The organism is Staphylococcus casei (assembly GCF_030294405.1).
Lineage (GTDB): Bacteria > Bacillota > Bacilli > Staphylococcales > Staphylococcaceae > Staphylococcus > Staphylococcus succinus.
In genome coordinates this window covers 1220642-1246320 of record NZ_CP125718.1, presented here as the reverse complement: position 1 = coordinate 1246320, position 25679 = coordinate 1220642, and the positions used below count along the sequence as shown (strand labels likewise).

The 25679-nt window shown below is 33.3% G+C and carries 23 protein-coding genes; 6 read left to right on the top strand and 17 right to left on the bottom strand.

What is annotated here, in order from left to right:
* Nucleotides 1-99: 99 nt before the first annotated feature.
* From QMO72_RS06065 to QMO72_RS06040, 6 genes are all read right to left on the bottom strand, one after another.
* Complete coding sequence (locus QMO72_RS06065; RefSeq protein WP_069823845.1) at nt 100-1044, bottom strand: acetyl-CoA carboxylase carboxyltransferase subunit alpha; 945 nt, start codon at nt 1042-1044, stop codon at nt 100-102.
* Nucleotides 1037-1903 (bottom strand): acetyl-CoA carboxylase, carboxyltransferase subunit beta, encoded by an 867-nt coding sequence (gene accD, locus QMO72_RS06060; protein ID WP_046836687.1) that lies wholly within the window; start codon nt 1901-1903, stop codon nt 1037-1039. The genes QMO72_RS06065 and accD overlap by 8 nt, the downstream gene beginning before the upstream one ends.
* Nucleotides 1904-1982: 79 nt before the next feature.
* Nucleotides 1983-3215, bottom strand: coding sequence for an NADP-dependent malic enzyme (gene ystJ, locus QMO72_RS06055; RefSeq protein WP_103267583.1), 1233 nt, complete (start codon nt 3213-3215; stop codon nt 1983-1985).
* Nucleotides 3216-3472: 257 nt separating this feature from the next.
* Nucleotides 3473-6676 carry a DNA polymerase III subunit alpha gene (locus tag QMO72_RS06050; protein WP_103267582.1) on the bottom strand — a complete coding sequence of 1068 codons (3204 nt, stop codon included), beginning with the start codon at nt 6674-6676 and terminating at the stop codon, nt 3473-3475.
* A 21-nt stretch (nt 6677-6697) separates the two neighbouring features.
* A complete protein-coding gene (locus tag QMO72_RS06045; RefSeq protein WP_103267626.1) occupies nt 6698-7633 on the bottom strand; it encodes a DHH family phosphoesterase in 936 nt (311 codons plus the stop codon).
* 45 nt (nt 7634-7678) lie between these two features.
* Complete coding sequence (locus QMO72_RS06040) at nt 7679-8971, bottom strand: DRTGG domain-containing protein (protein WP_103267581.1); 1293 nt, start codon at nt 8969-8971, stop codon at nt 7679-7681.
* Nucleotides 8972-9199: 228 nt separating this feature from the next.
* Between QMO72_RS06040 and QMO72_RS06035 the strand changes: the two genes are divergently transcribed.
* Nucleotides 9200-9613, top strand: coding sequence for a universal stress protein (locus QMO72_RS06035; protein WP_069823840.1), 414 nt, complete (start codon nt 9200-9202; stop codon nt 9611-9613).
* Nucleotides 9614-9669: 56 nt separating this feature from the next.
* Here QMO72_RS06035 and QMO72_RS06030 read toward each other — a convergent pair whose 3' ends face one another.
* Nucleotides 9670-10359 (bottom strand): metal-dependent hydrolase, encoded by a 690-nt coding sequence (locus QMO72_RS06030; protein ID WP_103267580.1) that lies wholly within the window; start codon nt 10357-10359, stop codon nt 9670-9672.
* Between the two features lie 208 nt (nt 10360-10567).
* Between QMO72_RS06030 and QMO72_RS06025 the strand changes: the two genes are divergently transcribed.
* Both QMO72_RS06025 and QMO72_RS06020 read left to right on the top strand, forming a co-directional pair.
* A complete protein-coding gene (locus QMO72_RS06025; RefSeq protein ID WP_103267579.1) occupies nt 10568-11620 on the top strand; it encodes a M24 family metallopeptidase in 1053 nt (350 codons plus the stop codon).
* Nucleotides 11617-12246 carry a copper homeostasis protein CutC gene (locus QMO72_RS06020; protein WP_103267578.1) on the top strand — a complete coding sequence of 210 codons (630 nt, stop codon included), beginning with the start codon at nt 11617-11619 and terminating at the stop codon, nt 12244-12246. The genes QMO72_RS06025 and QMO72_RS06020 overlap by 4 nt, the downstream gene beginning before the upstream one ends.
* A 184-nt stretch (nt 12247-12430) precedes the next feature.
* Here the strand turns inward: QMO72_RS06020 and ald are convergent, their stop codons facing one another.
* Nucleotides 12431-13546, bottom strand: a complete 1116-nt coding sequence (ald, locus tag QMO72_RS06015) for an alanine dehydrogenase (RefSeq protein ID WP_103267577.1) — start codon at nt 13544-13546, stop codon at nt 12431-12433.
* Between the two features lie 142 nt (nt 13547-13688).
* On the opposite strand from ald, the gene QMO72_RS06010 reads away from it, so the two are divergent.
* The 3 genes from QMO72_RS06010 (at nt 13689) to QMO72_RS06000 (ending at nt 15634) form a co-directional block, all read left to right on the top strand.
* Nucleotides 13689-14192, top strand: coding sequence for a universal stress protein (locus tag QMO72_RS06010; RefSeq protein ID WP_069823835.1), 504 nt, complete (start codon nt 13689-13691; stop codon nt 14190-14192).
* A gap of 280 nt (nt 14193-14472) precedes the next feature.
* A complete protein-coding gene (locus QMO72_RS06005) occupies nt 14473-14832 on the top strand; it encodes an esterase-like activity of phytase family protein (RefSeq protein ID WP_286093257.1) in 360 nt (119 codons plus the stop codon).
* Nucleotides 14783-15634, top strand: a complete 852-nt coding sequence (locus tag QMO72_RS06000; protein ID WP_286093256.1) for an esterase-like activity of phytase family protein — start codon at nt 14783-14785, stop codon at nt 15632-15634. The genes QMO72_RS06005 and QMO72_RS06000 overlap by 50 nt, the downstream gene beginning before the upstream one ends.
* A gap of 70 nt (nt 15635-15704) precedes the next feature.
* Here the strand turns inward: QMO72_RS06000 and QMO72_RS05995 are convergent, their stop codons facing one another.
* The 9 genes from QMO72_RS05995 to ezrA all read right to left on the bottom strand — a co-directional run bounded on the left by QMO72_RS05995 (nt 15705) and on the right by ezrA (nt 25583).
* Nucleotides 15705-16904, bottom strand: a complete 1200-nt coding sequence (locus QMO72_RS05995; RefSeq protein ID WP_103267987.1) for an acetate kinase — start codon at nt 16902-16904, stop codon at nt 15705-15707.
* Nucleotides 16905-16990: 86 nt separating this feature from the next.
* Entirely contained in the window at nt 16991-17938 is a 948-nt protein-coding gene (locus QMO72_RS05990; protein WP_046836700.1) for a class I SAM-dependent methyltransferase, read from the bottom strand.
* A gap of 176 nt (nt 17939-18114) precedes the next feature.
* Entirely contained in the window at nt 18115-18609 is a 495-nt protein-coding gene (gene tpx / locus QMO72_RS05985) for a thiol peroxidase (protein ID WP_046836701.1), read from the bottom strand.
* Between the two features lie 90 nt (nt 18610-18699).
* The gene (locus QMO72_RS05980) at nt 18700-19242 is read right to left on the bottom strand and encodes an RDD family protein (protein ID WP_103267988.1); all 543 of its coding nucleotides are present in this window, start codon (nt 19240-19242) and stop codon (nt 18700-18702) included.
* Between the two features lie 8 nt (nt 19243-19250).
* Nucleotides 19251-20243: a signal peptide peptidase SppA gene (gene sppA / locus QMO72_RS05975; protein ID WP_103267989.1), complete on the bottom strand. Its 993-nt coding sequence runs from the start codon at nt 20241-20243 to the stop codon at nt 19251-19253.
* A gap of 220 nt (nt 20244-20463) precedes the next feature.
* Complete coding sequence (locus tag QMO72_RS05970; protein WP_103267990.1) at nt 20464-21237, bottom strand: sulfite exporter TauE/SafE family protein; 774 nt, start codon at nt 21235-21237, stop codon at nt 20464-20466.
* 112 nt (nt 21238-21349) lie between these two features.
* Complete coding sequence (gene thiI / locus QMO72_RS05965; protein WP_103267991.1) at nt 21350-22573, bottom strand: tRNA uracil 4-sulfurtransferase ThiI; 1224 nt, start codon at nt 22571-22573, stop codon at nt 21350-21352.
* Nucleotides 22570-23706: a cysteine desulfurase family protein gene (locus tag QMO72_RS05960; RefSeq protein WP_103267992.1), complete on the bottom strand. Its 1137-nt coding sequence runs from the start codon at nt 23704-23706 to the stop codon at nt 22570-22572. The genes thiI and QMO72_RS05960 overlap by 4 nt, the downstream gene beginning before the upstream one ends.
* 185 nt (nt 23707-23891) lie before the next feature.
* The gene (gene ezrA, locus QMO72_RS05955; RefSeq protein WP_103267993.1) at nt 23892-25583 is read right to left on the bottom strand and encodes a septation ring formation regulator EzrA; all 1692 of its coding nucleotides are present in this window, start codon (nt 25581-25583) and stop codon (nt 23892-23894) included.
* Nucleotides 25584-25679: the final 96 nt, after the last annotated feature.

Sequence of the window (25679 nt, the reverse complement as noted above, 5' to 3'; positions counted from 1 at the left end):
ATTTACCTTTATCTGTCATATCTTAAACAGATAGAACGATTTTAGGAATGATAGCAAAGGAAATCCTCCACATCGATAGACGTAGAGGAAACATGCTGATTATTCAGTATAAGCACCAATAGCTCTAAATTTATTATAGCGATCTTCAACGAGTTGCTGTTCGCTTAATTTATTTAATTCTGATAAATGACGTTCAAACGTTGCTTTTATACTTTGTGCTTGTATTGCAATATCATGATGTGCGCCACCTAATGGCTCTTTAATGACTTCATCTGCAATTTTTAATTCATGCAAATCTTCTGCAGTAATTTTCATTGTTTCGGCAGCAATTTTAGCTAAGTTACTATCTTTCCATAATAATGCTGATGCACCTTCAGGAGAAATAACTGAATATGTACTATTTTCTAACATAAGTATGCGATTTGTAATACCTAAACCTAATGCACCACCACTACCACCTTCACCAATGACAATCGAAATCACCGGCACTGTGAGTGAAGCCATTTCAACTAAATTTCTAGCAATTGATTCGCTTTGTCCACGTTCTTCAGCTGCTTTACCTGGATATGCACCTTTAGTATCAATAAAAGTAAAAATTGGACGATTGAATTTCTCAGCTTGCTTCATTAATCGAATTGCTTTTCTATAGCCTTCAGGATGAGCCATACCAAAGTTACGATAAATATTATCTTTCGTATCTTTACCACGTTGTTGTCCAACAACCGTTACAGCCTGCCCATTTAAATAACCAATACCGCCCACCATTGCTGGATCATCACGATAATTACGATCCCCATGTAGTTCAATAAATGAATCAAAAATGTGTGGAATATAATCTAATAACGTTGGTCTTTCTTGTAATCGAGCTAATTGCACACGATCCCACGGCTTAAGATTAGTATATATTTTTTCCGTTTCTCGAGATAATGAAGCTTCAAGCATATCAATTTCTTCTTGTAAATCAACATCATTTTTTTCCTGTGATTCTTTTAAAGATTCAATTTTGTTTTTTATTTCAAAAAGTGGCTTTTCAAAATCAAGCATTCGTTTTCACCTCTTGATGCATTTTAAGAAAATTAGATAATGTGGTCTTCATTTCTTTTCTATGCACTACTTTATCTAATTGTCCGTGCTCTAATAGGAATTCTGCAGTTTGGAAGTCTTCTGGTAATTTTTCATTGATTGTCTGTTCGATTACGCGTCTACCAGCAAAACCAATTAAAGCTTTCGGTTCGCTGATATTGATATCACCTACAGAGGCAAAACTTGCAGAAACACCACCTGTGGTAGGATTTGTTATGTATGAAATATACAATAACCCTGCGTCAGCATGTCGCTTCAATGACACACTTGTTTTACCCATTTGCATCAATGAAATGATACCTTCTTGCATTCTTGCGCCACCACTGGCAGAGAATAATATGAATGGTAAACGATTATCCGTACAATGCTCAATAATTCTACAAATTTTTTCTCCTACCACTGACCCCATACTACCCATTCTAAACCTTGCATCCATGACCGCAACACCATAAGGTACGCCATCTAATTCGGCTGTTCCAGTAACGACAGCTTCATTAAGTTTTGTTTTTTGTTGGTCTTTTTGAATTTTTTCTTCATAACTTGGAAAGTCCAATGGATTCGCAGAGGTCATTCCTTTATCAAATTCTTTAAATGTGCCTTCATCAGAAATAGCATTAATACGATTATATGCAGTTAACGCAATGTGATGATCACAATTAAAACAAACATTTAAATTTTCAGCCAATTCTTTGGTATACATGATTTTTTTACATTTTGGACATTTCGTCATGATGCCTGCTGGGACGTCACTTTGCTTTGAATCAGATACCGTAACGTACTTTTTCTTTTTACTACTTCTATTGAAAAAATCTTTAAACATTGGTAAACCTCCACATAACCATTACTATCTTTCCCTTTACTTAAACATTAAAGTGTATCGAGATTAGAAATTATGATTATTATTTATCTAAGTCTGTTAATTTCATAGTCTTATTATAAATCTCTTCCGGATCAACATCCATTCTTGCTACACCTGATTCCATTGCTGCTTTTGCGACTTCTCTTGCAACTGAAGGTGCTACACGTTTATCAAATGGGCCAGGAATACAATAATCTGGATTTAGTTCTTCTGGTTTTATCAAATCAGCGATAGCTTCTACTGCAGCTTGTTTCATTTCCTCATTAATATGAGTTGCTTCTACATCTAATGCGCCTCTAAATATGCCAGGGAATGCTAACACATTATTAATTTGATTTGGAAAATCAGAACGACCAGTACCTATAACTTTAGCTCCCGCTTCTTTCGCAACCTCTGGATTAATCTCTGGATTAGGATTTGCCATCGCAAAAATGATTGGATCATCTGCCATAGATTCAACCATTTCTTTTGATAATAAATCAGCTACAGAAACACCAATGAATACGTCTGCATCTTTGATAACATCTTGCAAGCTACCTTCTATTTTATCTCTATTTGTCCATCTTGCAACATATGCTTTAGTATCATTCATCCCAAATGAACGATCTTCATAAATCGCTCCCTTTGAATCACACATAATCATATCACGAACGCCATAAGAATAGAGCAATTTAACAATTGCCATACCAGCTGCACCTGCACCATTAAGTACTACCTTAATATCTGATAAGTCTTTGTCGACAATGCGAAGCGCATTAATCATACCTGCAACTGTTACGATTGCCGTACCATGTTGGTCATCATGAAAGACAGGTATTTTCGTTTCTTTTTTTAATCTTTCTTCAATTTCAAAACAGCGAGGAGCTGAAATATCTTCTAAATTAATCCCACCATAATTCGGCTCTAATAATTTCACGGTATTAATAATTTCTTCTGTATCAGTAGTATTTAAAGCAATAGGTACACCATCTATACCAGAAAAACTTTTGAATAACACAGCTTTCCCTTCCATTACCGGAATACTAGCTTCTGCACCAATATTGCCTAGGCCTAATACTGCAGTACCATCAGTAACAACAGCAACCGTATTCCCCTTCATAGTATATTCGAATACTTTTCTAGGGTCCTCATGTATTTCTTTACATGGTTCAGCTACACCTGGTGAATACGCCAAACTTAATTCTTCTTTATTGGTAACTTTCACCTTTGCAGCTACTTCTAATTTTCCTTGATTTTTTCTATGCATTTCTAGAGCTTCATCTCGTAAAGTCATGTAAATCTACCCCTTTACATTCAATTTAGTATAAATATCATTTCATATATATTTTTATTACACTCTAACGTAAATTACAAATGATATCGTTAACAAAAATAAAAATTACATCTGCACTGTTAATATTTGTAATAAAAACATATAGATTTATTTGTTATTAAATATGTCATAGTTTTAATTTCGTGAAAATTAAAACTGATGGCAAGCTTATGTATAACCATCAGTCAACTATATCATAGTTTATAATGCTGTTAAAGTTAAATAATTCTAATATCCCAAGGAGAAAACCTTTGTATGAATGCCCTAATTGATGCATTATTACGGGCCACATAGCCTATTGTTTTAAAGTTATTCTGATCTTCTTGAAAGTATTCTACTGGTATATAGTCATTATCTGTATTTTGAGTAATGTATTGTTCTAATTCAGGTTCGTCATTTAAATTTCTGATAACAATTTGTTTTGCATGATTAAAAATGTATGATTCATATGCTTCTATAGCTTCTATTTGATTGATGATGAGCTGTTTCTTATTATTTCGATTATCGAACTTACCTCTGACAATAAAAACGTCGTCTCCATTTAGTAATGGCTCATATTTTTTATATGCATCAGGGAAAACAACACCATCTAAATTATTTAATCCATCATTTAATGTTACAAATGCCATGTTTTGGCCATTTTTGGTGCGTATCTTTTTACTACTATCAATTTGAACTAATATGGGTTGATGATCTCGCGCATTGGTTAATTTATAAATACCAAGATATTGTTTTTGCTCAAATGTCTTTTCAACTGGGTGCGTAGATACATAAAAACCTAAATATTCTTTTTCATAATCACTTAATACTTTGTCCGGTAATTCATCTTTTTCTTCATATGTTGTTTTAGGCGTTAATACATCAAATATAAATCCGTCTTGCTCAACATTAGACACATCATCTAACACTTGGTCAATCGCCTGTAATAACGTAGCTCGATTTTTCCCAAATGTATCAAATGCACCTACAAGTATTAATGCTTCAAGTAGCTTTCTTGATTTTATTCTTTTCGGTATACGTCTGGCAAAATCAAAAAAGTCTTTGAAATACCCATTTTCTTTCCGCTCATCAACAATCAACTTAACACTCTGATAACCTACGCCTTTAATTGCACCTATCGATAAATAGATACCTTTTTTAGTAGCTTTGTAGAACCAATGGCTATAATTGATATGTGGAGAAAGAATATTTAAATGTTGATGTTTTGCTTCATCAATAATTTGTGATGTTTTTTTCTCACTACCAATTGTGTTACTCAGAATATTTGAATAAAAATAGTTGGGGTAATATACCTTCAAATAACTCATGATATATGCGATTTTAGAATAACTCACTGCATGCGCACGTGCAAAGCCATAATCTGCAAATTTTAATATTAAATCAAATATTTGTTTGCTCAAACTTTCGCTATAACCATTTTTCAATGCACCTTCAACGAAATGGTGTCGTTCACTTTCTAGCACAGCTCGATTTTTCTTACTCATTGCACGTCTTAAAATGTCCGCTTCACCATAATTAAAACCAGCAAACTTACTCGCAATTTGCATTATTTGTTCTTGATAAATAATAACTCCATATGTCTTTTGTAATATGGGTTGTAAATCTTCATGTAAATATTTAACTTTTGTAGGATCGTGTCTTCTAGAAATATAAGTTGGTATTTCTTCCATTGGACCAGGTCTATAAAGTGAAGTCACAGCTACGATATCTTCAAAATGTTCAGGTTGTAATTTTTGTAACACATTTCTAATACCATCTGATTCGAGTTGAAATATACCTGTGGTGTCGCCTCTGGATAATAGTTGAAACACTTTTTCATCATTAAACGGTATCTGTTCAATGTCTATGGTAACGTTCATATCACTATGAACTTGATTGACAATTTGATGTATAATCGATAAATTCCGCAGTCCTAAGAAGTCGATTTTTAACAGACCTACTCGCTCAGCTTCTGTCATAGTCCATTGCGTTAAAAGCCCTGTATCTCCTAAAGTAAGCGGTGCGTATTCATATAAAGGATGATCATTAATAATAATTCCAGCTGCATGCGTAGATGTATGGCGAGGTAATCCCTCTAACTTTTTACATATCTCAAACCATCGTTCATGCCTATGATTTCGATGTACAAATTGTTTAAAATCCTCCTGAGCATATGCTTCATCTAAAGTAATACCTAACTTGTGTGGAATCAATTTAGAAATTTCATTGAGCGTAATATCATCAAAGCCCATAATTCTACCCACATCTCTTGCTACAGCTCTTGCTAATAGATGACCAAACGTCACAATACCCGCTACATGATGGGAACCATATTTTTCTTGTACATATTGAATCACTTTGTCACGATGTGTGTCTTCAAAGTCAATATCTATATCCGGCATTGTGACACGTTCTGGATTTAAAAATCGTTCAAATAAAAGGTTATATTCTATTGGATCCATAGTAGTAATATTTAATAAGTAACTCACGAGAGAACCGGCAGAAGAACCACGGCCTGGCCCCACTAAGATATCATGTGTTTTAGCATAATGTATTAAATCACTTACTATTAAGAAATAATCTTCAAATCCCATATCAGTGATAATTTGATATTCATGTATTAGTCTACGCTTATATTGCGCTACTTTGTGTTCAGCTAAGTTTAATCGCTGTAAGTTACTTTCTAATAAACTCCACAAATAATCTTTAGATGGCTGATTGTCGGTCGTTTTGAATTTTGGCAGCAAAGATTGGTGGTAACGTATTTCAGCATTACAAAGCGTCGCAAGTTTGTTTGTATTATGCCATATATCTTTGCTTAGGCTGAGCTCACTTAAATCTTGTTGACCGTACAAATGTGCATCATAGTCTTGTTGTTCACTTACTAAATCTAATTTCGAATTGTCTTTAATTGCTGCTAATGCCGTTAACGTCTCAGCATCCTCTCGATTTAGATAGCATGTATGTTGTGCCCATACGATGGGTAAATCGTATGATACTTGACTCGTATGATTCACATATACATGTGCTTCCTCGTTAAACTCAGAAATAATAGATTGATGTGATTGATCTACATTTTTAAATATGACAACAAAATGTTGTGAATATTTTTTCAACCACTCAACAGGGGTTTCTGTTTTTTCTTTCATTTTGATAGCTGAAGATAACTTGAATAAATCTTTTAACCCTTGATTATTTTGAGCTAAGACAATTGTTTCAACCTCAGATAACCCATCTGTGACATAGATTGTCATACCAAAAATAGGATGCATATTTGCTGCTATACATGCGTCATAAAATTGTGGATAGCCATATAAAACGTTTGTATCTGTGATGGCTAAGGCTGTATAGCCCTCTTTTGCAGCTTTAGTCACCACATCTTTAATTCTTAAACTAGAATTTAATAGGTCATATGTTGTGTGAATATTTAAATGCGCAACCATCAACAAATACCTCCTTTGCTGTTACAATTTATTATTTAATGCTGCTGCTAAGTGATTAAATTGCTCCCAGTTTTCAACAGAAACACCTGATGCATTTGGATGTCCACCACCACCAAAATCACTTGCAATATCATTGATTACGATACCTTTCGAACGAATTCTACATCTAATTTCTGAACCTTCATCCACACCAAAGACCCATATTTTAAGACCTTGTATATCAGCAATTGCATTTACAAATAAAGAAGCTTCGTTAGCTGCTATATCAAATTTTTCAAGAACATCTTTTGTAATGATTACCTTACAGAAACCTTTATCATTTAAATCAAAATTTTGTAATACATAGCCTTGGAAAGGAAGTAACTTAGGATCTTTTTCTCCAAGTTTATTTAATTCTTCATTATGGTTAAATGGATATTTCAGTAGCTCGCTTGCTGCTTCTAATGTATGTGGTGTTGTATTGTTAAATAAGAATCGTCCTGTATCCCCAACAATGCCAAGATATAATAAACGAGCTACTGAAGCATCAATAATTGATAAATCATTAAAGTGATTGATGAAATCAAAAATAATCTCACTTGTAGAAGATGCTTCCGTATTAACAAAATTAATATCACCATATTGATCAACTGCAGGATGGTGATCAATTTTAATCAATGATTGTCCCTGGCTAAATCTTACATCACTGATTCTCGGGGAATTAGCGGTATCACAAACAATAACTAACGCATCATTGTACTGTGTATCTGTGACATCATCAAATGTACCGATGAAATCTAATGAAGGTTCCGCTTCGCCTACAGCATAAATATTTTTGTCTGGAAATTTCAATTGTAGATAGCGTTTTAATCCAAGTTGAGAACCGTAAGCATCAGGATCAGGTCTTACATGCCTATGTATAATAATTGTTTCTTTTTCATTTATTGCCGTCATAATTTGATTAAATTCTTTAGTCACTTTAGTCATATGCTTCTTCCTTTTCAAAAGTTATATTATTTTTTACTAGTCTATCATCTGACAAATAATCATCGCTTTCGCTACTTGTTGTCCGTTACTAGACATTGTTATTTCTAATTTCGCAAAATTTCTACCTACATCTAACATATCATAATGTACATCAATTTCAGACTCTATTTGTACTGTTTTAATATATATAATATTCAAACTTTCAATCATTACTTCAAGTTTTTTTAACTTTCTTATTTCGTATCGTACTGTTTCTTCTATAATTGCAACGAACACTGCCTTACTTAACGTTCCAAATTGATTGGTTAGGAGTGGTGTGATTTGTACTTGAATACCATCGTTTGCAATCGTGATGTGCTTTGCTATTTGACCATTAATTGTTTCTCCCACTTGTGGTTGACGACTTAAGAGTTGCATTGCTGTCAGGACGTCTTTACGTGTGATTACACCGACTAGTTTTTTACTTGGCGTAGTGACTGGCAAGAGCTCTATCCCTTCCCAAATCATCATATGAGAACAATTTGCTACAGTCGTTGATAATTGCACATTAATGGGTGCTTTGGTCATAAATTGTGCAATTGTATCTTTTTCATCCATTTTTATAATTTCTTTACTTGTGACAATACCTACTAGCTTCCATTGGGCATCAATAACAGGAAATCTTGAATGACCAGTTTCTCTTGCTTTTTTCTTGTAATCATTTAATGTCATATTATCAAATATAACTGTATGTTCATTTACCGATTTAACTATATCTTCAACAACTAATATTTCTTTTCGAATCATTTGATCATACATAGCTCTATTAATAATATTAGCTACCAAATATGTATCATAATTTGAAGATAATATTGGTAAATCATGCTCATCTGCATATTTTATAATTTCATTAGAAGTACTAAAACCACCAGTAATTAAAACAGCGCTACCTCGTTTTAAAGCAGCCAATTGAACATCTTTACGATTCCCTACTATTAGCAGGGTATGTGTACTCAAGTATTTGACTACATCTTCAATTTCCATCGCGCCGATTGCAAATTTTGTGAGGGTCTTAATTAATCCATTTCTTCCCCCTAGCACTTGACCATCAATAATCTTTACTACTTCACCGAAAGTTAATTGTTCAATTTGTTCTCTCGATTTCTTTTCAATACGAACAGTACCTACACGATCAATGGTTGCGACTAATCCTACTTGTCCAGCATCTTTAATAGCGCGATAAGCCGTTCCTTCAGATACGCCTAAATCTTTCGCTATCTTTCTAACAGAAATTTTTTGTCCGACTGCTAGAGATTCTATATATGATAAAATTTGCTCATGCTTCGTCATTTTAATAACCTCATTTATTTTGAACAGTTTCTCTGACATTATAACTTTTTATAACTAAAATTGCGATGCAACGACATAAATTATAGCGATTTTAAAAAATAAAAAGTTGAATCATACATACCAATGTTTCTAAATAATACTATATAAAAAATTTCGTATGCAAAATCTAATTTTTTATTGGATAAATAGGGATAGTTTGATTAGAATGAATTTAAGGAGGGATGAACAATGTTCAAAAATATTTTACTTGGTGTTGATACAACACTTAAAAATGAAAAAGCACTGGAACAAGTATCAAAATTAGCAGGTGAAGGTACGGTTGTCACTATACTAAATGCAATCAGTGAACAAGATGCGCAGACATCAATCAAATCAGGGGTACATTTAGATAAGTTGATTGAAAAACGTAGTGAAGGTCTTCAAAGTACCCGTGAAGCATTAGATGAATATGGTATCGAATACGATGAAATCATTGTACGCGGTAATGCTAAAGTAGAACTCGTTAAGCATGCAAATAGCGGTAAATATGAAATTGTCGTACTTAGTAACCGTAAAGCTGAAGACAAGAAAAAATTTGTCTTAGGTAGTGTCAGTCACAAGGTTGCTAAAAGAGCAAGCATCCCAGTACTCATAGTAAAATAAAAAACAAAGCCTGAAGCTCTATAAAGTGCTTCAGGCTTTATTTTGCTAATAAACAATTAAAATTTAACTTCCTCGCCAGGATTAAGGATTTGCACCTCTCCTACTGTTATAGCATTTTTAAATTGTTGAGGATCTTGTTCAATTAATTCAAATGTATTGTAATGTACAGGAACTGTGATTTGCGGTTTAATAAATTCATTAATCGCATAACTCGCATCATCAATCCCCATTGTAAAATTATCTCCAATTGGTAAGAAACACACATCAACCGGATGACGCTCTGCAATTAACTTCATATCGCTAAATAATCCTGTATCACCAGTATGATATATTGTTTTACCTTCAACTTCTAAAATAACTCCCATCGGCATACCTAGATAAATTGAAATACCATCCTCCTGAGTTAAACTAGAACTATGAAAGGCTTGAACAAATTTTACTGAACCAAACTCAAAATCTGCTTTACCACCAATATTCATTGGTCTTGCATTCTCTACACCTTTATTTACTGTTACGTAATTTGTTATTTCAACAGAGCTTACTACTGTGGCATTATTTTTATTTGCTAATTCTATAGTATCGCCAAAATGATCACCGTGACCATGTGTTAAAATGATATAATCAACTTCTAATTTGTTAACATCTAAATCAGATTGATCAATTCCAGTAATAAATGGATCTACGATTACTTTCTTTCCATTAGATTCAAAATAAATTGTTGATTGTCCATGAAATGATAATTTCATTTTGTTAATTCCTCCCATAATTCTATTTAATTTTAATATACCACGTTATTCTCTTTTTATAACACAGTAATAGCACATTCAAATTAATTCACCAGTATCATTTTGCAAATCTCATAACCAATTGTTATTTCACAATATTTAATTTTTGAATTCCACTATGAAGTAACATAAAATTAAAATGAACACAATTTTAGGAGGATGATGACGAATGAAGTCTAAACAGATTATAAATGAATTGAAAAAACAACAAGCCGATGCGGCATGGATTACAACACCTTTAAATATTTTTTACTTTACTGGTTATTTAAGTGATCCTCATGAACGCTTATTAGCGTTATTGATCAAAGAAAATGGCGAACAGGTTCTATTTTGTCCACAATTAGAAGTAGAAGAAGTCAAAACTTCTCCTTTTGAAGGTGAAATTATCGGTTATTTCGATACTGAAAACGCCCTAGACAAGTATCCTCAAACATTTGAAAAATTATTAATTGAAGCAGCTCATTTAACTGTTCAACGTCAACGCGAACTGATAGAGGCATTTCATGTTCAATCATTTGGAGACATAGATCAAACGATTAAAGATTTGCGAAATGTAAAAAGTGAAAGTGAAATCAATAAAATAAAAAAAGCTTGTGAGCTTGCTGATAAATGTATAGAAATCGGCGTAGATTTTCTACAAGAAGGCGTTACAGAACGTCAAGTTGTAAACCATATTGAAAATGCGATTAAAGACTATGGCGTCAATGAAATGAGTTTCGACACAATGGTTCTATTTGGAGACCATGCAGCTTCTCCACATGGTACGCCGGGTGATCGCAAACTACAAAAAGATGAATATGTCTTGTTTGATTTAGGTGTCATTTATGATAACTATTGCAGTGATATGACTAGAACTGTACAATTTGGTACACCTAGTGAAGCAGCACAGACGATTTATAATATTGTTTTAAAAGCTGAACAAGAAGCAATTGCTGCAATTAAACCAGGTGTTACGATAAAAGAGGTAGATGATATCGCTCGTAATATTATCATTGATGCAGGTTATGGTGAATACTTCCCGCATCGTTTAGGTCACGGATTAGGACTAGAAGAACATGAATATCAAGATATTTCAAGTTCTAATACCAATAAATTTGTTCCTGGGATGGTTGTTACAGTTGAACCAGGTATCTATGTCCCTGGTATCGCCGGTGTGCGCATCGAAGATGATATTCTAGTAACTGAAGATGGGAATGTAAGCTTAACAGGATATGAAAAATGATTAAAGAAGCGGTTGTAGAAACAATTCAACAAGTAGAATATGCTATTGCGCATGGTGCTGATCGTATTGAACTATGTGATAACTTGTCCGTTGGAGGTACTACACCTAGTCTTGGGATGATTGAAATTGCAACATCTTTATGTAGATTAAATCACGTTGCAATTGCAGTTATGATTCGTCCACGTGGTGGAGATTTTGTATATAATTTATATGACTTTGAAATCATGCAACGAGATATAAAAGCAATCAAACAACTTGATGTCGATTACTTTGTATTCGGCTGCTTGACAGAGGATCATGTATTAAATGAATGGCAAATGAACACACTAAAACAATTAGCCGATCCTACACCAGTAGTATGTCACATGGCTTTCGATGAAATTCATCAACGCGGACAAATCAAAGCATTACACCAACTCATCGATATGGGGTTTTCTAGACTCTTAACACACGGAGGGCCTTCTAACACCAGTCTCTTTGATAATTTAAATCAACTAGGTAAACTTGTAGTTAATTCAGGTGGTAATATTGAAATTATGCCCGGTGGTGGATTAAATAAGGATAACGTAGAAGCGTTAATTGCTGCATTTCCTTTTCAAGAAGTTCATGGTACTAAAATCGTCTGAAGTCATTCGCTTTATTCATTAAAACAAAAAATGGCAAACCTAAAGTAGATTTACCATTACAGACTGTCGACAAAAGCTCAGACTTTGTCGACAGTTTTTTATATTCAAAGTTTCTATGGGCATCTGCTCATCCTGTATGCGTAACATCATACTTTGCACAGGCAGTCATGCGAAAGCCACTTTATTATTTTATTACAGAATCAATATCTTTATATGGCAATTGTAGTGCTTCAGCAACGCCTTTATTAGTCAATTGCCCGTCGATGGTATTTAATCCTAATAATAACGCTGGGTTATCTTGTAAAGCCTTTAAATAACCTTTTCCAGCCAGTTGTTGTGCATAAGGCAATGCGGCATTATTTAATGCTATCGTTGATGTACGTGGCACTGCGCCTGGCATATTCGCTACTGCATAATGAACGACACCATGTTTTTTATATATTGGATCATCATGTGTAGAAATACGGTCTGTTGTTTCAAAAATGCCACCTTGATCTATTGCGATATCAACTATTACTGCACCGTCTCTCATTTTTTTAACCATGTCCTCAGTAACAAGATTTGGTGCCTTAGCTCCTGGTATTAAAACTGCACCGATAACTAAATCACTATCTTTCACACATTGTTCAATGTTTAATGGATTAGACATAATCGTGTGTACTCTGCCATCAAATAAATCTTCTAATTCTTGTAATCGTTTTGGATTAACATCCAAAATAGTAACATCTGCACCAAGGCCCAATGCAATCTTAGCTGCATTTGTTCCAGCTTGACCTCCACCGATAATGGATACACGCCCTTTAGAAACACCAGGAACGCCACCAAGCAAGATGCCCATGCCACCTTTATATTTTTGTAAAAACTCAGCACCTATTTGAGCGGACATACGACCCGCAACTTCACTCATTGGTGTCAACAATGGTAAAGAACGATCTGGTAATTGCACTGTTTCATATGCTATGCCTACCACTTTATTGTCCAATAGTGCTTGCGTTAATTTATCTTCATTAGCGAGATGTAAATAAGTAAAAAGAATTAGCCCTTCTTTAAAAAATTGAAATTCTTCTTCTAACGGCTCTTTAACTTTCATAACCATATCTACATTCCATACATCAGCTGGTTCATTTACTATTTTTGCCCCTGCATCTATATAATCGATGTCCTCAAAATACGAACCTAATCCTGCTGATTTTTCTACAATTACTGTGTGGCCTTGCTCTACTAATGCATGTACGCCACTTGGTGATAAACTCACCCTATTTTCGTTGTTTTTTATTTCTTTAGGAATACCAATAATCATTCCATCCACCTCCAAATTTATAGTAACGCGGATTTTATGAAAGCGCAATCAAAGTTATGGGTATTTTTACAACATATAAATTGTGTTAATATTCTGTTAATAGTGATATAATGTAAGTAAGAAAAATAAGGAGGTTATTGTGATGCTAACTTATAAAAATATTTTAATAGCAGTAGATGGATCACATGAAGCGGAATGGGCATTTAACAAAGCAGTAGATGTAGCAAAACGTAACGAAGCAAAACTAACAGTTGTCAACGTAATTGATTCCAGAACTTATTCTTCATACGAGGTTTACGATGCACAATTCACTGAGAAATCTAAAAATTTCTCTGAAGATTTGTTGAAAGGCTACAAAGAAGTTGCAACAAATTCTGGTGTTAAAAATGTTGAAACACGCTTAGAATTTGGTTCACCAAAAGCAATTATTCCAAAAAAACTAGCAACAGATGTTGGCGCAGATTTAATTATGTGTGGTACTTCTGGTTTGAATGCAGTAGAAAGATTCATTGTTGGCTCAGTTTCAGAAGCTATTGTACGTCATTCTCCTTGTGATGTATTAGTCGTACGTACTGAGGAAATCCCAGAAGATTTCGAACCACAAGTAGCGACAGATAAATTAAGATCACAATATCAAGCACATTAAGTTTAGCTCTGTAAGAAAGTCTCACCTTCTTACAAAACTATTCTTAGAATATAAACAAACCAAAAGCTATATCATAGCCTTTGGTTTGTTTTTTTATGTGTTAAATTCAAACTTCAAATAATGACAGTGTATTAACAACTCATTTAATAGCTACGACATACACACTTACTGCCTCTATTTAATATATTTAACAGAGCCGTAATGAAAAGTTTATATGCACTTCATATGCAACGTTTATGATTAAATTCACCCCTATTAAAGAGAGGAGCACAAAACATTCATGAATTTATATAATAAATCATTGATCATTGGATTAATAGCGTTTTCAGTCTCACCTTTCACTTTACATGCCGATAATGCTTTAGCACAAAACCAATCTATATCGCATAATGTAGATCGTATGAAACTCATAGATACTAAAACGATACCCTACAATCAAACATATAAAGAAACTACAATTGGCGGACTATCAGGTATTACATATAATCCACAAAATAATAAGTGGTTAGTAATTAGCGATGATCGATCAGAACAAAATCCCGCTCGATTTTATGAAGCGAAAATGAATTATAATAATGACACATTTAAAAATGTCAAATTCACTAAAGTTCATACACTCAAACAGTACCTACCCAAATAAAGCACAATATAAAGAGAAACAAACAGGTCATGTTGTTGACGCTGAATCGATACGTATTGATCCACTTCACAATCAAATTATGTATACAAGCGAAGGAGATCGTTCTCTTGCTTTAAATCCATTTATTAGACTAGCGACAACCAATGGTAACTACTTATCCGACATTCCAATTAATAATACAATTAAAATGGACCACCACGCAAAGAAAGGCTTTCGCAATAACCTCGCACTAGAGGGCAGTACATTTTCGAATAATGGACAAACCCTGTGGACTTCAATGGAGGGGCCACTCATACAAGATGGCGCACCATCAACACCTGAATCTGGAGCATTATCTAGAATCACCCAATACGATCGCAAAGGCAATATTTTATCTGAATTTGCTTACCCTCTTGACGCTGTACCAGAGAAGCCTGGCAAAGGCAAACCTGCAGATAATGGTATTTCAGAAATGTTAGCAATTAACGATCATGAATTTTTAACTTTGGAACGCGCAAGTGTTCAATCCGACGATGGTTCCTACAAAAATTTTGTACGTATTTATAAAATAAACACTAATAAAGGTACAGATATAAAAAATCAAATATCCCTCAAACACGCTAATGTAAAACCGCTAAAAAAAGAATTAATTGCTAATTTAAATCATCATGACATTAAAAAAGTAGATAATATTGAAGGTATGACATTTGGTAAAAAACTTCCAAACGGAAATGATAGTTTAGTGTTAATAGTTGATAATAATTTTAATAAAACACAAAAAACAGAGCTATTAGCTTTCGAAGTGATGACAGAAAAAAATTAACTAGACTCTATAATATAAAAAGACTTACACATCGTAAAAATGTGTAAGTCTTTTTTAATTCATGAATGAATTATTTTACGTTTCCAAAATTTACAACATCGCGTGCTATCATCACTTCTTCATTCGTAGGTATGACAATAACTTTGACTGGTGAATGAGGATAGTTAATAAAGCCTTCCTCGCCATGGATTGCTTCATTTTTCTTAGCATCCCAATAAACACCCATAAATTCTAAACCTTCAAGTACTTTTGCTCTTACCGGATCAGAGTTTTCTCCAACACCAGCAGTGAAGACAATAACATCCACACCATGCATACGCGTCGCATAAGAACCAATATATTTATGAATACGAGAGGCAAAGACATCGACTGCTAATTGTGCTCTTTCTTTACCTTCTTTAGCTTCTTCAATAATATCTCTTAAATCACTTGAAGTACCTGAAATACCTAATAAACCAGACTCTTTATTTAAGGTATTGAGTACTTCTTCAGCATTTTTACCTGTTTTTTCCATAATAAATGGAATTAATGCAGGGTCAATATTACCTGAACGTGTGCCCATTGTTACACCTGCCAATGGTGTGAATCCCATAGAAGTATCTACAGATTCCCCACCATCAATAGCTGCTATAGATGCACCATTACCAATATGACAAGAAATAATACGTAATTCTTCTACTGGTTTACCTAAGATTTCAGCCGCACGTTGTGACACATACTTATGACTTGTACCATGGAAACCATATTTACGAATGCCATACTCTTCATAATATTGGTAAGGTAAACTATATAAGAAAGATTTCTCTGGCATCGTTTGATGGAAAGAAGTATCAAAGACAGCCACATGTGGAATATCTGGTAATAGTTTACGGAATGCACGAATACCCATTAAGTTTGCAGGGTTGTGTAATGGCGCTAACTCGCTTAATGATTCAATTTGTTTTTCAACTTCATCAGTAACAAAAGCAGAGTTAGGGAATAATTCTCCACCATGAACGACACGATGACCCGTACCATCAATGTCATAAATACTTTCAATAATCCCATGATTTTTAAAGCTTTCAAGCATAATATTTACAGCATCTTCATGATTTGCAATATCATTTATTTCAGTGTTTTTCTCTCCATTTACGTCAATAGTAAAAATAGAATCCTTCAATCCAATTCTTTCAATTAGTCCTTTAGTAACAATTTTCTCTTCCGGCATTTCAATAAGTTGAAATTTCAAAGATGAACTACCAGCGTTAATGGCCAAAATTAATTTTGACATAAGCCTAATGCCTCCATTTTTAATTAAGTTTTAATATCCATATCTATTTAATCATTAATACAGTATGAATTCAAGAATATTACAGTTTAATTTTGTGGATGATTTTGATCCATCCATGTATTTAAATCTTGTAAAAAACCTTGGAATTGTTGCGGACTTTTGAAATCTGGAATATTTGCCAACAATACTTCAACTGGCTTAGTTACATTAGTTTCTTTTTTCTGTAATACTAGTATTGATTTGCGCGCTTTTTCATTTTTGAAAAGTGTAGAAGGTAAATTTAAAAATGCCTGCATTTCTGTTTCTGTAGCAATGAAATTTTGTAACTGTTTCACATTTGAACCTTCAAATATGTTACTAGGTACCACTAAGAATGCATAACCAGATTTTTTCAATGCTGTAACAGCTTGTTCAATCAATAAGAAGTGTGAAAAACTATGCCCCTCTTCAAAACCTAATGCCATTTGTTGACTTCTTTCATCAACTGGATAATAACCAATTGGCAAGTCTCCAACTACTACCTCTGCATCTTCAAAAGGTAATGGCATAATTGCATCTTGAGGATAAACATCAAAAGGTATTTCTAAAAAGTTGGCTAAATGAACACTTACTCTTGAAAGTACCGGATCTACCTCTACGAGATGGTGCATAATCTTTTGTTCTGATAATACTTCGTGTACTGAGGCACTAAGATGTCCTGCACCACTAGCCATGTCAGCGATATGCAATTCTTCTTTATCTTTTAAGAAACGTTTCACAAGAAATCCTAAAATTAAACCGATTGAATCTGGTGTAATTTGATGGTTGGCTTGAATTTCTTCTTGTTGTAGTAAACTTAAGTAGGAAAATTGAAATGCTTTTCTTCTATCTTGTAGTGTAGCTTGTTCTAGCAAATCTCTTTCACTTGTATAAACATGCTCCATTGCTAAACCTAAGTTTTCAATAAAACTTTGTCCATTATCTTCATTTAAAGCTTTTGCTTTTTCATCGAGTGTTTTAAATAACTTCTCCATTACTGTTTCTTCTTGTGTCATCTAATAGTCCTTTCTAAAAAAACTGTCCATAATCCGTTTGAAATTAAGTTAGCTCTCTCTAACTTACATTACCAAATAATTATGGACAGTATACTTTATAATGTCAATGATACTGTTTGATTGTTTCACTATAATTCATCGAAGTGACAAGTTAATCAATCGAACATATATTTAAATTAAATATTGCGATAAGCTTCTAAAGCAGCTTCAAAATCTGGGAAATCAGTTCCTTCTGAAACAATTTCAGTATAAACTACTTTATTATTTTTATCTAAAACAAACACTGAACGTGCTAATAAACGTAATTCTTCCATAACCACACCGTAATTGCCTCCAAATGAAAGGTCTTTGTGGTCACTTAAAGTGATTACGTTGTCTAAACCATTTGATGCACACCATCTTTTTTGTGCAAATGGTAAGTCAGCAGAAACGGTTAATACAACACCTTCTTCTTGTGCTGCTTCTTCGTTAAATTTACGTGTTTGTTGATCACACACACCTGTATCTATAGATGGCACAACACTAATCAATTTCTTTTGACCATCATAAGTTGATAAATTAACTTGATTTAAATCATTGTCTAACACTGTAAAATCCGGAGCTGTTTCTCCCTCTTTTACTTGCGATCCTAATAATGTAACTGGTTCTTGTTTAAATGTAATTTGCGCCATGTGAACGCCTCCTATATTAAGTGCTTACATCGTTCATTATAACTGGTTAAGCTCATTTTTTAAAACTTTCTTACTTGAAAATGTGTTGAATTACTTTAAATAGAACAAATCTTCTAATTTATTTTTAATTACGACAGTGCCAGCGAAATAATCATGAATTCCTCTGTGTTTATTCGTAAATATGGTGACTAGGTATGGTAAATTACCAAAGACACCACTAATAATACGCCCTATCCATTCTCTAAACAATACATCGCCCCATGTTAATGACTGTCTATCTATACGTTCCACTCTAATATTACATATCATTTTTCCAATCGTTTGTTTGAAATATTTAGTTAATAATATAAAATACAGGTAAAAGACAATCGCGTCTAACAGATGACCAATACTAAAATAATCAATCCATAACTTAACCGTATCTATATGTGTCAAAGTATAGATTGGCTTTAATATTATGCTATGAATACCAAAGACAATCAGTAAATCTATAATAAAACTACAGAATCTTATACCAAAGCCTGCATAAAGCGCTTTTACCAATTGATTATGATACATGGACTCAGTCTCTGAACGCTCAGTAACAATATCTTTCTCTGAATGTTGTAATGGCTCATTTTTTAAATTCTCCATAATTCCACCTAACCTTCATAAAGATACATTGGTCGTGCTTTTGTATCATTATTTATTACTGATTTTAAACTTTTGAATTCATTCGTAAAATGAGTTAAATTTGTTTTCGTTTTAAATATAGAAGAGAATAAACCGCCTTCTTCACTATATTCAAAGACTTCCGCATTTTTTGAATGAATGTCATTTTTCAATGCTTTTAGCGTCTTATCTTCATAACCAATTTCGTCAATCAGACCATTTTTTTCAGCTTGTTGTGCACTGTAAATACGTCCATCAGCCAATTTTCTAACTTTACTTTCTGGCATGTCTCTACCATCTTTCACTATTGTAACAAAGCGATCGAAACTATCATTTAATGCAGATTGTAAAATATCTCTTTCATCATCTGTCATCGCTCTAGAACTACTTAAAATATCTTTATGTTCTCCTGATTTAATCACATTTTCTTTAATGCCTAATTTCTTTTGCAAGCCAGAATAATCTACATTTGACATAATAACACCAATAGAACCCGTTAGAGACTGAGGGCCGGCGTAAATTTTATCGGCAGGTGCAGAAATATAATATCCACCTGAGGCAGCCATGCTTCCCATATGTACATAAACTTCTTTACCATGTTGCTTGATTTCTTTGATTTTTTTATAAATTTCGTCGCTTGGGTATGACCCTCCGCCAGGTGTATTTACCGATAACAACATGCCTTTGACCGTGTCATCTTTTTTCACATTTTCTAATTGCTTTAAAAATGCGTCATGGTTATACCCACTGCTTTCAAACATACCGCCACCTGAACCCTCAGTAATTTCTCCATTTAACGTTAAATGCGCTATACGTTTATTAGAATCACCTTCTTGTTCAATCGTTTCAGTAAATGGATCTATTGTTGAGGAGGATGTATCACTAAATAGTGAGGACACCACGGATGAGATAGAACTCATCACAATTCCACCTAATACAATTACCACTGCTATGATAATCGCAACTATTCTTTTCTTTGACATTTTTAAACACTCCTAAGATTTAAATTTAAATGTATAGTCATATTAATTTAAACATAATTATTTATGTTGTGTATATATTTACAGAGATTTAATATAAAATAAGCACAAATCTATATCACACTATTAAATACGACTTATTTATTAACAAATTAAAAAGCCAATTAGATTTTAAAATTCTAATTGGCTTCTCTTTAAAATGTATGGCATGATATCCTAGTTTTTAAATTAATTGCATGACATAGTCATATGTATTTTTTAATATCAATATTGCTGTAACAACTATAAATAATGTTTTTACATAACCCACGCCTTTTTTAATTGCAAACATAGCACCTACGTATGAGCCACAAATCATACTTGCCGCCATTATTAAACCATAAAAATAGTCCACTTGATGTAAAAAGATAAATAATATTAACGCGCCTAAATTAGATGCAAAATTCAACACCTTTGCATTACCTGCCGCACCAAGAAAATCAAAACCAAACATGAGTAATACAAAAAGCATGAATGAACCCGTGCCTCCACCAAGGAAACCGTCATAAAATCCAATTAAGCACATTAAAGCAATAAATAATATTGCTTTTCCAATTGATAATTTAGAAAATGTACGCACACTGCCCCAGTCTTTTTTCATTAATGTATAAATCATGACTAATGTTAATACTATGATAACTACCGGTTTTAATAATTCTGATGGCAAAAATGTTGCAATACTCGCACCACCTATTGCCATTAAAAAGATAAATGGAAATAATTTACCGACAAGTTTTAAATCGACATTACCAGACCTCAGAAAACGAAATGCGCTGGTCATAGAACCAAACGCACTCGCTAATTTATTAGTTCCTAATGCCATTGATGGCGACATACCTACTGCTAATAGTGCTGGAATAGATATCAATCCACCTCCACCGACGACTGCATCAATAAATGCAGCCAGAAAGCCAAGTAATATGACAATAATTACTATTGAAGTATCCCACTCTAACATCACGTCACCCTTTTCTATTTCAACCATGTCATTTATTAATATGATTTCAAATTAATAAATGTCTATAGATTCACAAGTTCAATCAAATACATGATTTTAATTTATAGTTCTTTTAAAATAAATCATCTGCTAAAGCTTGCGTGGCTGTATCTTTTTCACTCTGATAATCTTTTGAAATCGTTAACGTTTCTATGCCCTCTACCGCTTCTTGGATTAATTCATCAAAGTCATAGACATTTTCATATTTTTCAACTTTTTCAAAATTAGGTTCAGTGACTGGATTTTTGGGTGTAAAGATTGTACAACAATCTTCGTATGGTTGAATAGATACATCAAATGTACCTATAGCTTTTGCTTTTTTAACGATTTCTTCTTTATCAAAGGTTAATAAAGGACGTAATACTGGCGTAGAAGTAACGTGATTAATCGCATACATACTTTTCAGCGTTTGACTCGCTACTTGTCCTAGATTCTCACCATTTACAATAGCATGTGCGTCAATTTGATGAACAAATTGATCAGCTACGCGCATCATCATACGTCGTGTAGAAGTCATTGTATAACGTTCATGAACAACTTTATTGATTTGCTTTTGTAAATTCGTAAACGGCACGATATGCAATTTAATCGGCCCTACATGAGATGATAAAATACGTGTTAATTCAATCACTTTTTCTTTGGCTTTTTCACTTGTAAATGGAGGACTATGGAAATGAATAGCTTCAATTGTAACACCTCTACGCATCACTTCCATACCCGCTACTGGTGAGTCAATGCCACCCGATAACATAAGTAACGTTTTACCGCCTGTACCAACTGGTAAGCCGCCAGCGCCATGAATCACTTTATCGTAAACATAAATCGCATCTAAACGAACTTCCACTTTGATATTATGATGAGGGTGATGTACGTCTACAGAAAGATGTTCCACTTCACTTAAGACAGCTCCCCCAATTTCTCTTTGTAATTGATAAGTATCATAAGGGAAATTTTTATCGGAGCGCTTAACATCAATTTTAAACGTGTCGCCTTCTGCATAATCTTTTGCAAATTCGACTGCTTGAGCTTTAGCTGCCTCTATTGTCTTTTCTATTTTTAATACAGGACTAATAGAATAAATACCAAAAACCTGTTTCAGTCTATGACACATTTCGTCTATGTCTGCCCCTTCATCTAACTCAATGTACATTCTATCTCTATTTGCCTTTACTTTATAACCTTGTAGTGGCATTAATGAACGTTTAACATTTGATCGTAATTGATTCACAAACATTTTACGATTTGCACCTTTTAACGTTAATTCGCCGTACCTTACTAATAGGTGATCATAAATCATCTTAACAACTCCCTTACTTCTTCATATACTTTATCAAACTTATCTTTAAATATTTCAATATGTTCATGAGTAGTATGACCACCCATGGATATGCGGATACTGCCTTCGATTTGTTTCACTGGTATACCCATTGCTAGTAACACTTCATTTAAGCTTGCTTTTTTAGAGGAACATGCGCTTGTCGTCGATAACATAATATCATGTTTTGAAAATGCATTAACCAACACTTCACCTTTAACACCTGGCAAACCAACATTAAGTATATGTGGCGCTGAACCTTGTGGTGAATGTATTTGAACACCTTGAAAACGCGATAAATAATCACATATATCTTTATTGAATTGATGTAAAGTTCTATTTAGCTCTGACGTTTGTTGTACAGAGGTCTTCATTGCTTTTACGATAGCGATATCCATAGGCAAATTAACCGTTCCGCTTCTCACACCAAATTCTTGACCTCCACCATGAATCGTAGGTTGTATTTGATGGATGTTACGAACAAATAATACACCTTGTCCTTTTAGACCATGGAATTTATGTCCACTTAAGCTCATGGAATCAACACCTTCAAATATCAATGGTATTTTACCAATAGCTTGCACTGCATCAACATGTAAATGTGCTTTAGGGAATTGATGTACAATTTCAGCCACTTCGCTAATAGGTTGTATTTGTCCCATGACGTTGTTCACATGCATACATGTCACTAGCCCTACACTATCTGTCATTAAATTAGCTAAATGGTTTAAATCAACTTTCCCTTCCTTTGTCACATCAACGTATTTCACTTTAAAACCTTCTAATTCCAATGAACGAACAACTTCTAATACAGAAGGGTGTTCAAGTACAGAAGTAATAATTTCATCAGCAAATGCTTTTTTCTTATAAGCAATACCTTTTAAAGCAATATTATTAGATTCTGTAGCCCCACTTGTAAAGACGATATCAAAAGCTTGGTTTAAGTTTAAGATATCATTTATTTGTGATTTAGTTTGTTGTAATAATTGGTCTGCTTGCAAACCAGCCTGATGCGGACTATTTGGATTGAAATATAATGATTGATTTACTTTGAGATACGTATCTAACACGTCTTGGTTAGGCTTTGTAGTTGCAGCATTATCAAGATATATCACGTTTTCCACTCCTTTTTATATTAACATATAGAATCAATGAGATACTATGATCGATTTATATTTAATAGCACAGTTTTTTAATACTTACCTTTAAGCATTATACTCGCTTTTATAGAAAAGAAAAGACACGAAATAATAATATCATTTCGTGTCTTATATTTACTATTTTGAACCCCAATACTTGGTTAGGCTGTAACTTGAGATTCGATTTGTTTTGTAATTCCAGGTTCTACACTTTCCAAAGCTTGTTCAGAAATTTCAATTGAACGTTTATATCTATTATTTTTAAATAATCGTTCTGCTTCATTAAGACTTTTATCTATATTTGAACTTTCTTTACGATAGCGATTTCCGTATTCAATAAGTTTCTCAGCATAAACTGCATTGACAAGTACATCAGTCGCTTCGTCTTCAAATTTATTCATTTGTAACACAACTTTTGATACTTTGTCTTTTAACTGTTTGACGTGAATTGGGCGTACGCTAAACTTCTTATTCACTTCACGTACTTCATAGTCGATTTCATTTTTCATAATAATAAATCGTTCTGGGACACTAGGTAAATTAGAAGCCAATAATTTTCTATATACTTCTTCTTTCTTACTTTGGATTCTTAAAATATTTTCTTCAGCTTCAGCTTCGTCTTCTCGAAGTTGAATTAAATGATTTTGTAATTTTTCTTGCTTATCATTAATGACTGCCACATGTTCTTCAATGTATTTGAGATTATCTTGAACTTCACTATATCGAACTGCAGTTTTAGCCATCTCTTTTAAAATGTCATCATAAACAGTAATTAAATTCTGAATTTCATTTTCAAACTGTCTTACATTTTGCACGTCGCTTTCATTAATATAATAATTTTCACGTACATATTCAATTTCAGTTTGTAATGTATAATTCATTTCTTTTGCTCTAAATAAATTGTCTGTAATCACTTCTTTAGTTTCTTCTACGTCGTTTTTCGCTTTAACCTCATGCTCGATGAGTTCATACATTTCATCAAGGCGATCGTTAATACTATTTAATTTATCATTAGCTTCATCTAGTTCTAATCTACTTATCATAGGTTCTACAAAGCTAAGTTCAGTCTTTAATGTTTGCAAAGTGCTATCTATTTTAACATGATCTAAATCGTAGCCTTCGACTTTCAAATCTCTACAACCATATTTCAAGTCTTGGAATTGACCTGGCAACTCTTTTTGTGCTTCTTTAATTAAATCAGGAATTTCTGACATATCTTTTTTCAAGAAGTTCATATCTTCATGTAAAACTTTGATATGTTCATGTGCTTGGTTAAAGTTACCCTCTTCTTTATATGCTTCATAATTTTCCATTTCTGGAACAAATGATTCGATTTCTTGCTCAAGTGGTTCAGCAGCTTCACCAAATTGATGTCTGTTTGCTAGGACATCACGTTTCATTTCACGATAATTATTTTTACATTCATTGTATAATTTATCGTTTTCATTATGTAGGCCTTTAATCTTTTCTACATCAGTAGTCAAAGTTTTATAATTCTCTTCATATTTATCCATCAGTTCGTGTGCTTCATCAACTTCAGTTTCAGCTTGCGAAAATTTGAATTTGTATAGTAGACCTTCTGCATTATGAATCTTTTCTTCAACAGGTGCTAAATATTGTTTTTTACTATCTAATGACGATTGTTTAAGTCTATCGTATGTTGATTTAGTTTCGCCTGTTAAAGTAAAATCAGATAATTGAGATAAACTCTCGTCATACGGTAATTTTTCAACTTCTGATTTTCGTTCTTCAGCCTTTTCTATCATTTGGCTTTTATTTGAACGCATATAGAATAATACACCGACTATAATCAGTATAATGACAATAATCGCTAAAATGATATACAATGCCATAAGTTTTCTCCTCCTATTTTATCACTATTCATTATAACGTAATTCACCTATTCATTAAAATAGAAAATGAACGAATTGATAAGAATATTTTTATTC

What these genes read in the sequence shown, in the direction of transcription:
- QMO72_RS06050 (WP_103267582.1), bottom strand. Translation starts at nt 6,676, where the DNA reads ATGGTTGCGCATTTAAATATTCACACAACATATGACCTATTAAATTCT.
- ald (WP_103267577.1), bottom strand. Translation starts at nt 13,546, where the DNA reads ATGATTATTGGTATTCCTAAAGAAATAAAAAACAACGAAAATAGGGTG.
- QMO72_RS06035 (WP_069823840.1), top strand. Translation starts at nt 9,200, where the DNA reads ATGTTCAAAAATATTTTACTTGGTGTTGATACAACACTTAAAAATGAA.
- QMO72_RS06010 (WP_069823835.1), top strand. Translation starts at nt 13,689, where the DNA reads ATGCTAACTTATAAAAATATTTTAATAGCAGTAGATGGATCACATGAA.
- sppA (WP_103267989.1), bottom strand. Translation starts at nt 20,243, where the DNA reads ATGTCAAAGAAAAGAATAGTTGCGATTATCATAGCAGTGGTAATTGTA.
- QMO72_RS05970 (WP_103267990.1), bottom strand. Translation starts at nt 21,237, where the DNA reads ATGTTAGAGTGGGATACTTCAATAGTAATTATTGTCATATTACTTGGC.
- QMO72_RS06025 (WP_103267579.1), top strand. Translation starts at nt 10,568, where the DNA reads ATGAAGTCTAAACAGATTATAAATGAATTGAAAAAACAACAAGCCGAT.
- QMO72_RS06005 (WP_286093257.1), top strand. Translation starts at nt 14,473, where the DNA reads ATGAATTTATATAATAAATCATTGATCATTGGATTAATAGCGTTTTCA.
- QMO72_RS06020 (WP_103267578.1), top strand. Translation starts at nt 11,617, where the DNA reads ATGATTAAAGAAGCGGTTGTAGAAACAATTCAACAAGTAGAATATGCT.
- QMO72_RS06030 (WP_103267580.1), bottom strand. Translation starts at nt 10,359, where the DNA reads ATGAAATTATCATTTCATGGACAATCAACAATTTATTTTGAATCTAAT.
- ezrA (WP_103267993.1), bottom strand. Translation starts at nt 25,583, where the DNA reads ATGGCATTGTATATCATTTTAGCGATTATTGTCATTATACTGATTATA.
- accD (WP_046836687.1), bottom strand. Translation starts at nt 1,903, where the DNA reads ATGTTTAAAGATTTTTTCAATAGAAGTAGTAAAAAGAAAAAGTACGTT.
- QMO72_RS05980 (WP_103267988.1), bottom strand. Translation starts at nt 19,242, where the DNA reads ATGGAGAATTTAAAAAATGAGCCATTACAACATTCAGAGAAAGATATT.
- tpx (WP_046836701.1), bottom strand. Translation starts at nt 18,609, where the DNA reads ATGGCGCAAATTACATTTAAACAAGAACCAGTTACATTATTAGGATCG.
- QMO72_RS06040 (WP_103267581.1), bottom strand. Translation starts at nt 8,971, where the DNA reads ATGACGAAGCATGAGCAAATTTTATCATATATAGAATCTCTAGCAGTC.
- QMO72_RS05990 (WP_046836700.1), bottom strand. Translation starts at nt 17,938, where the DNA reads ATGACACAAGAAGAAACAGTAATGGAGAAGTTATTTAAAACACTCGAT.
- QMO72_RS06065 (WP_069823845.1), bottom strand. Translation starts at nt 1,044, where the DNA reads ATGCTTGATTTTGAAAAGCCACTTTTTGAAATAAAAAACAAAATTGAA.
- thiI (WP_103267991.1), bottom strand. Translation starts at nt 22,573, where the DNA reads ATGATTTATGATCACCTATTAGTAAGGTACGGCGAATTAACGTTAAAA.
- ystJ (WP_103267583.1), bottom strand. Translation starts at nt 3,215, where the DNA reads ATGACTTTACGAGATGAAGCTCTAGAAATGCATAGAAAAAATCAAGGA.
- QMO72_RS06000 (WP_286093256.1), top strand. Translation starts at nt 14,783, where the DNA reads ATGTCAAATTCACTAAAGTTCATACACTCAAACAGTACCTACCCAAAT.
- QMO72_RS05995 (WP_103267987.1), bottom strand. Translation starts at nt 16,904, where the DNA reads ATGTCAAAATTAATTTTGGCCATTAACGCTGGTAGTTCATCTTTGAAA.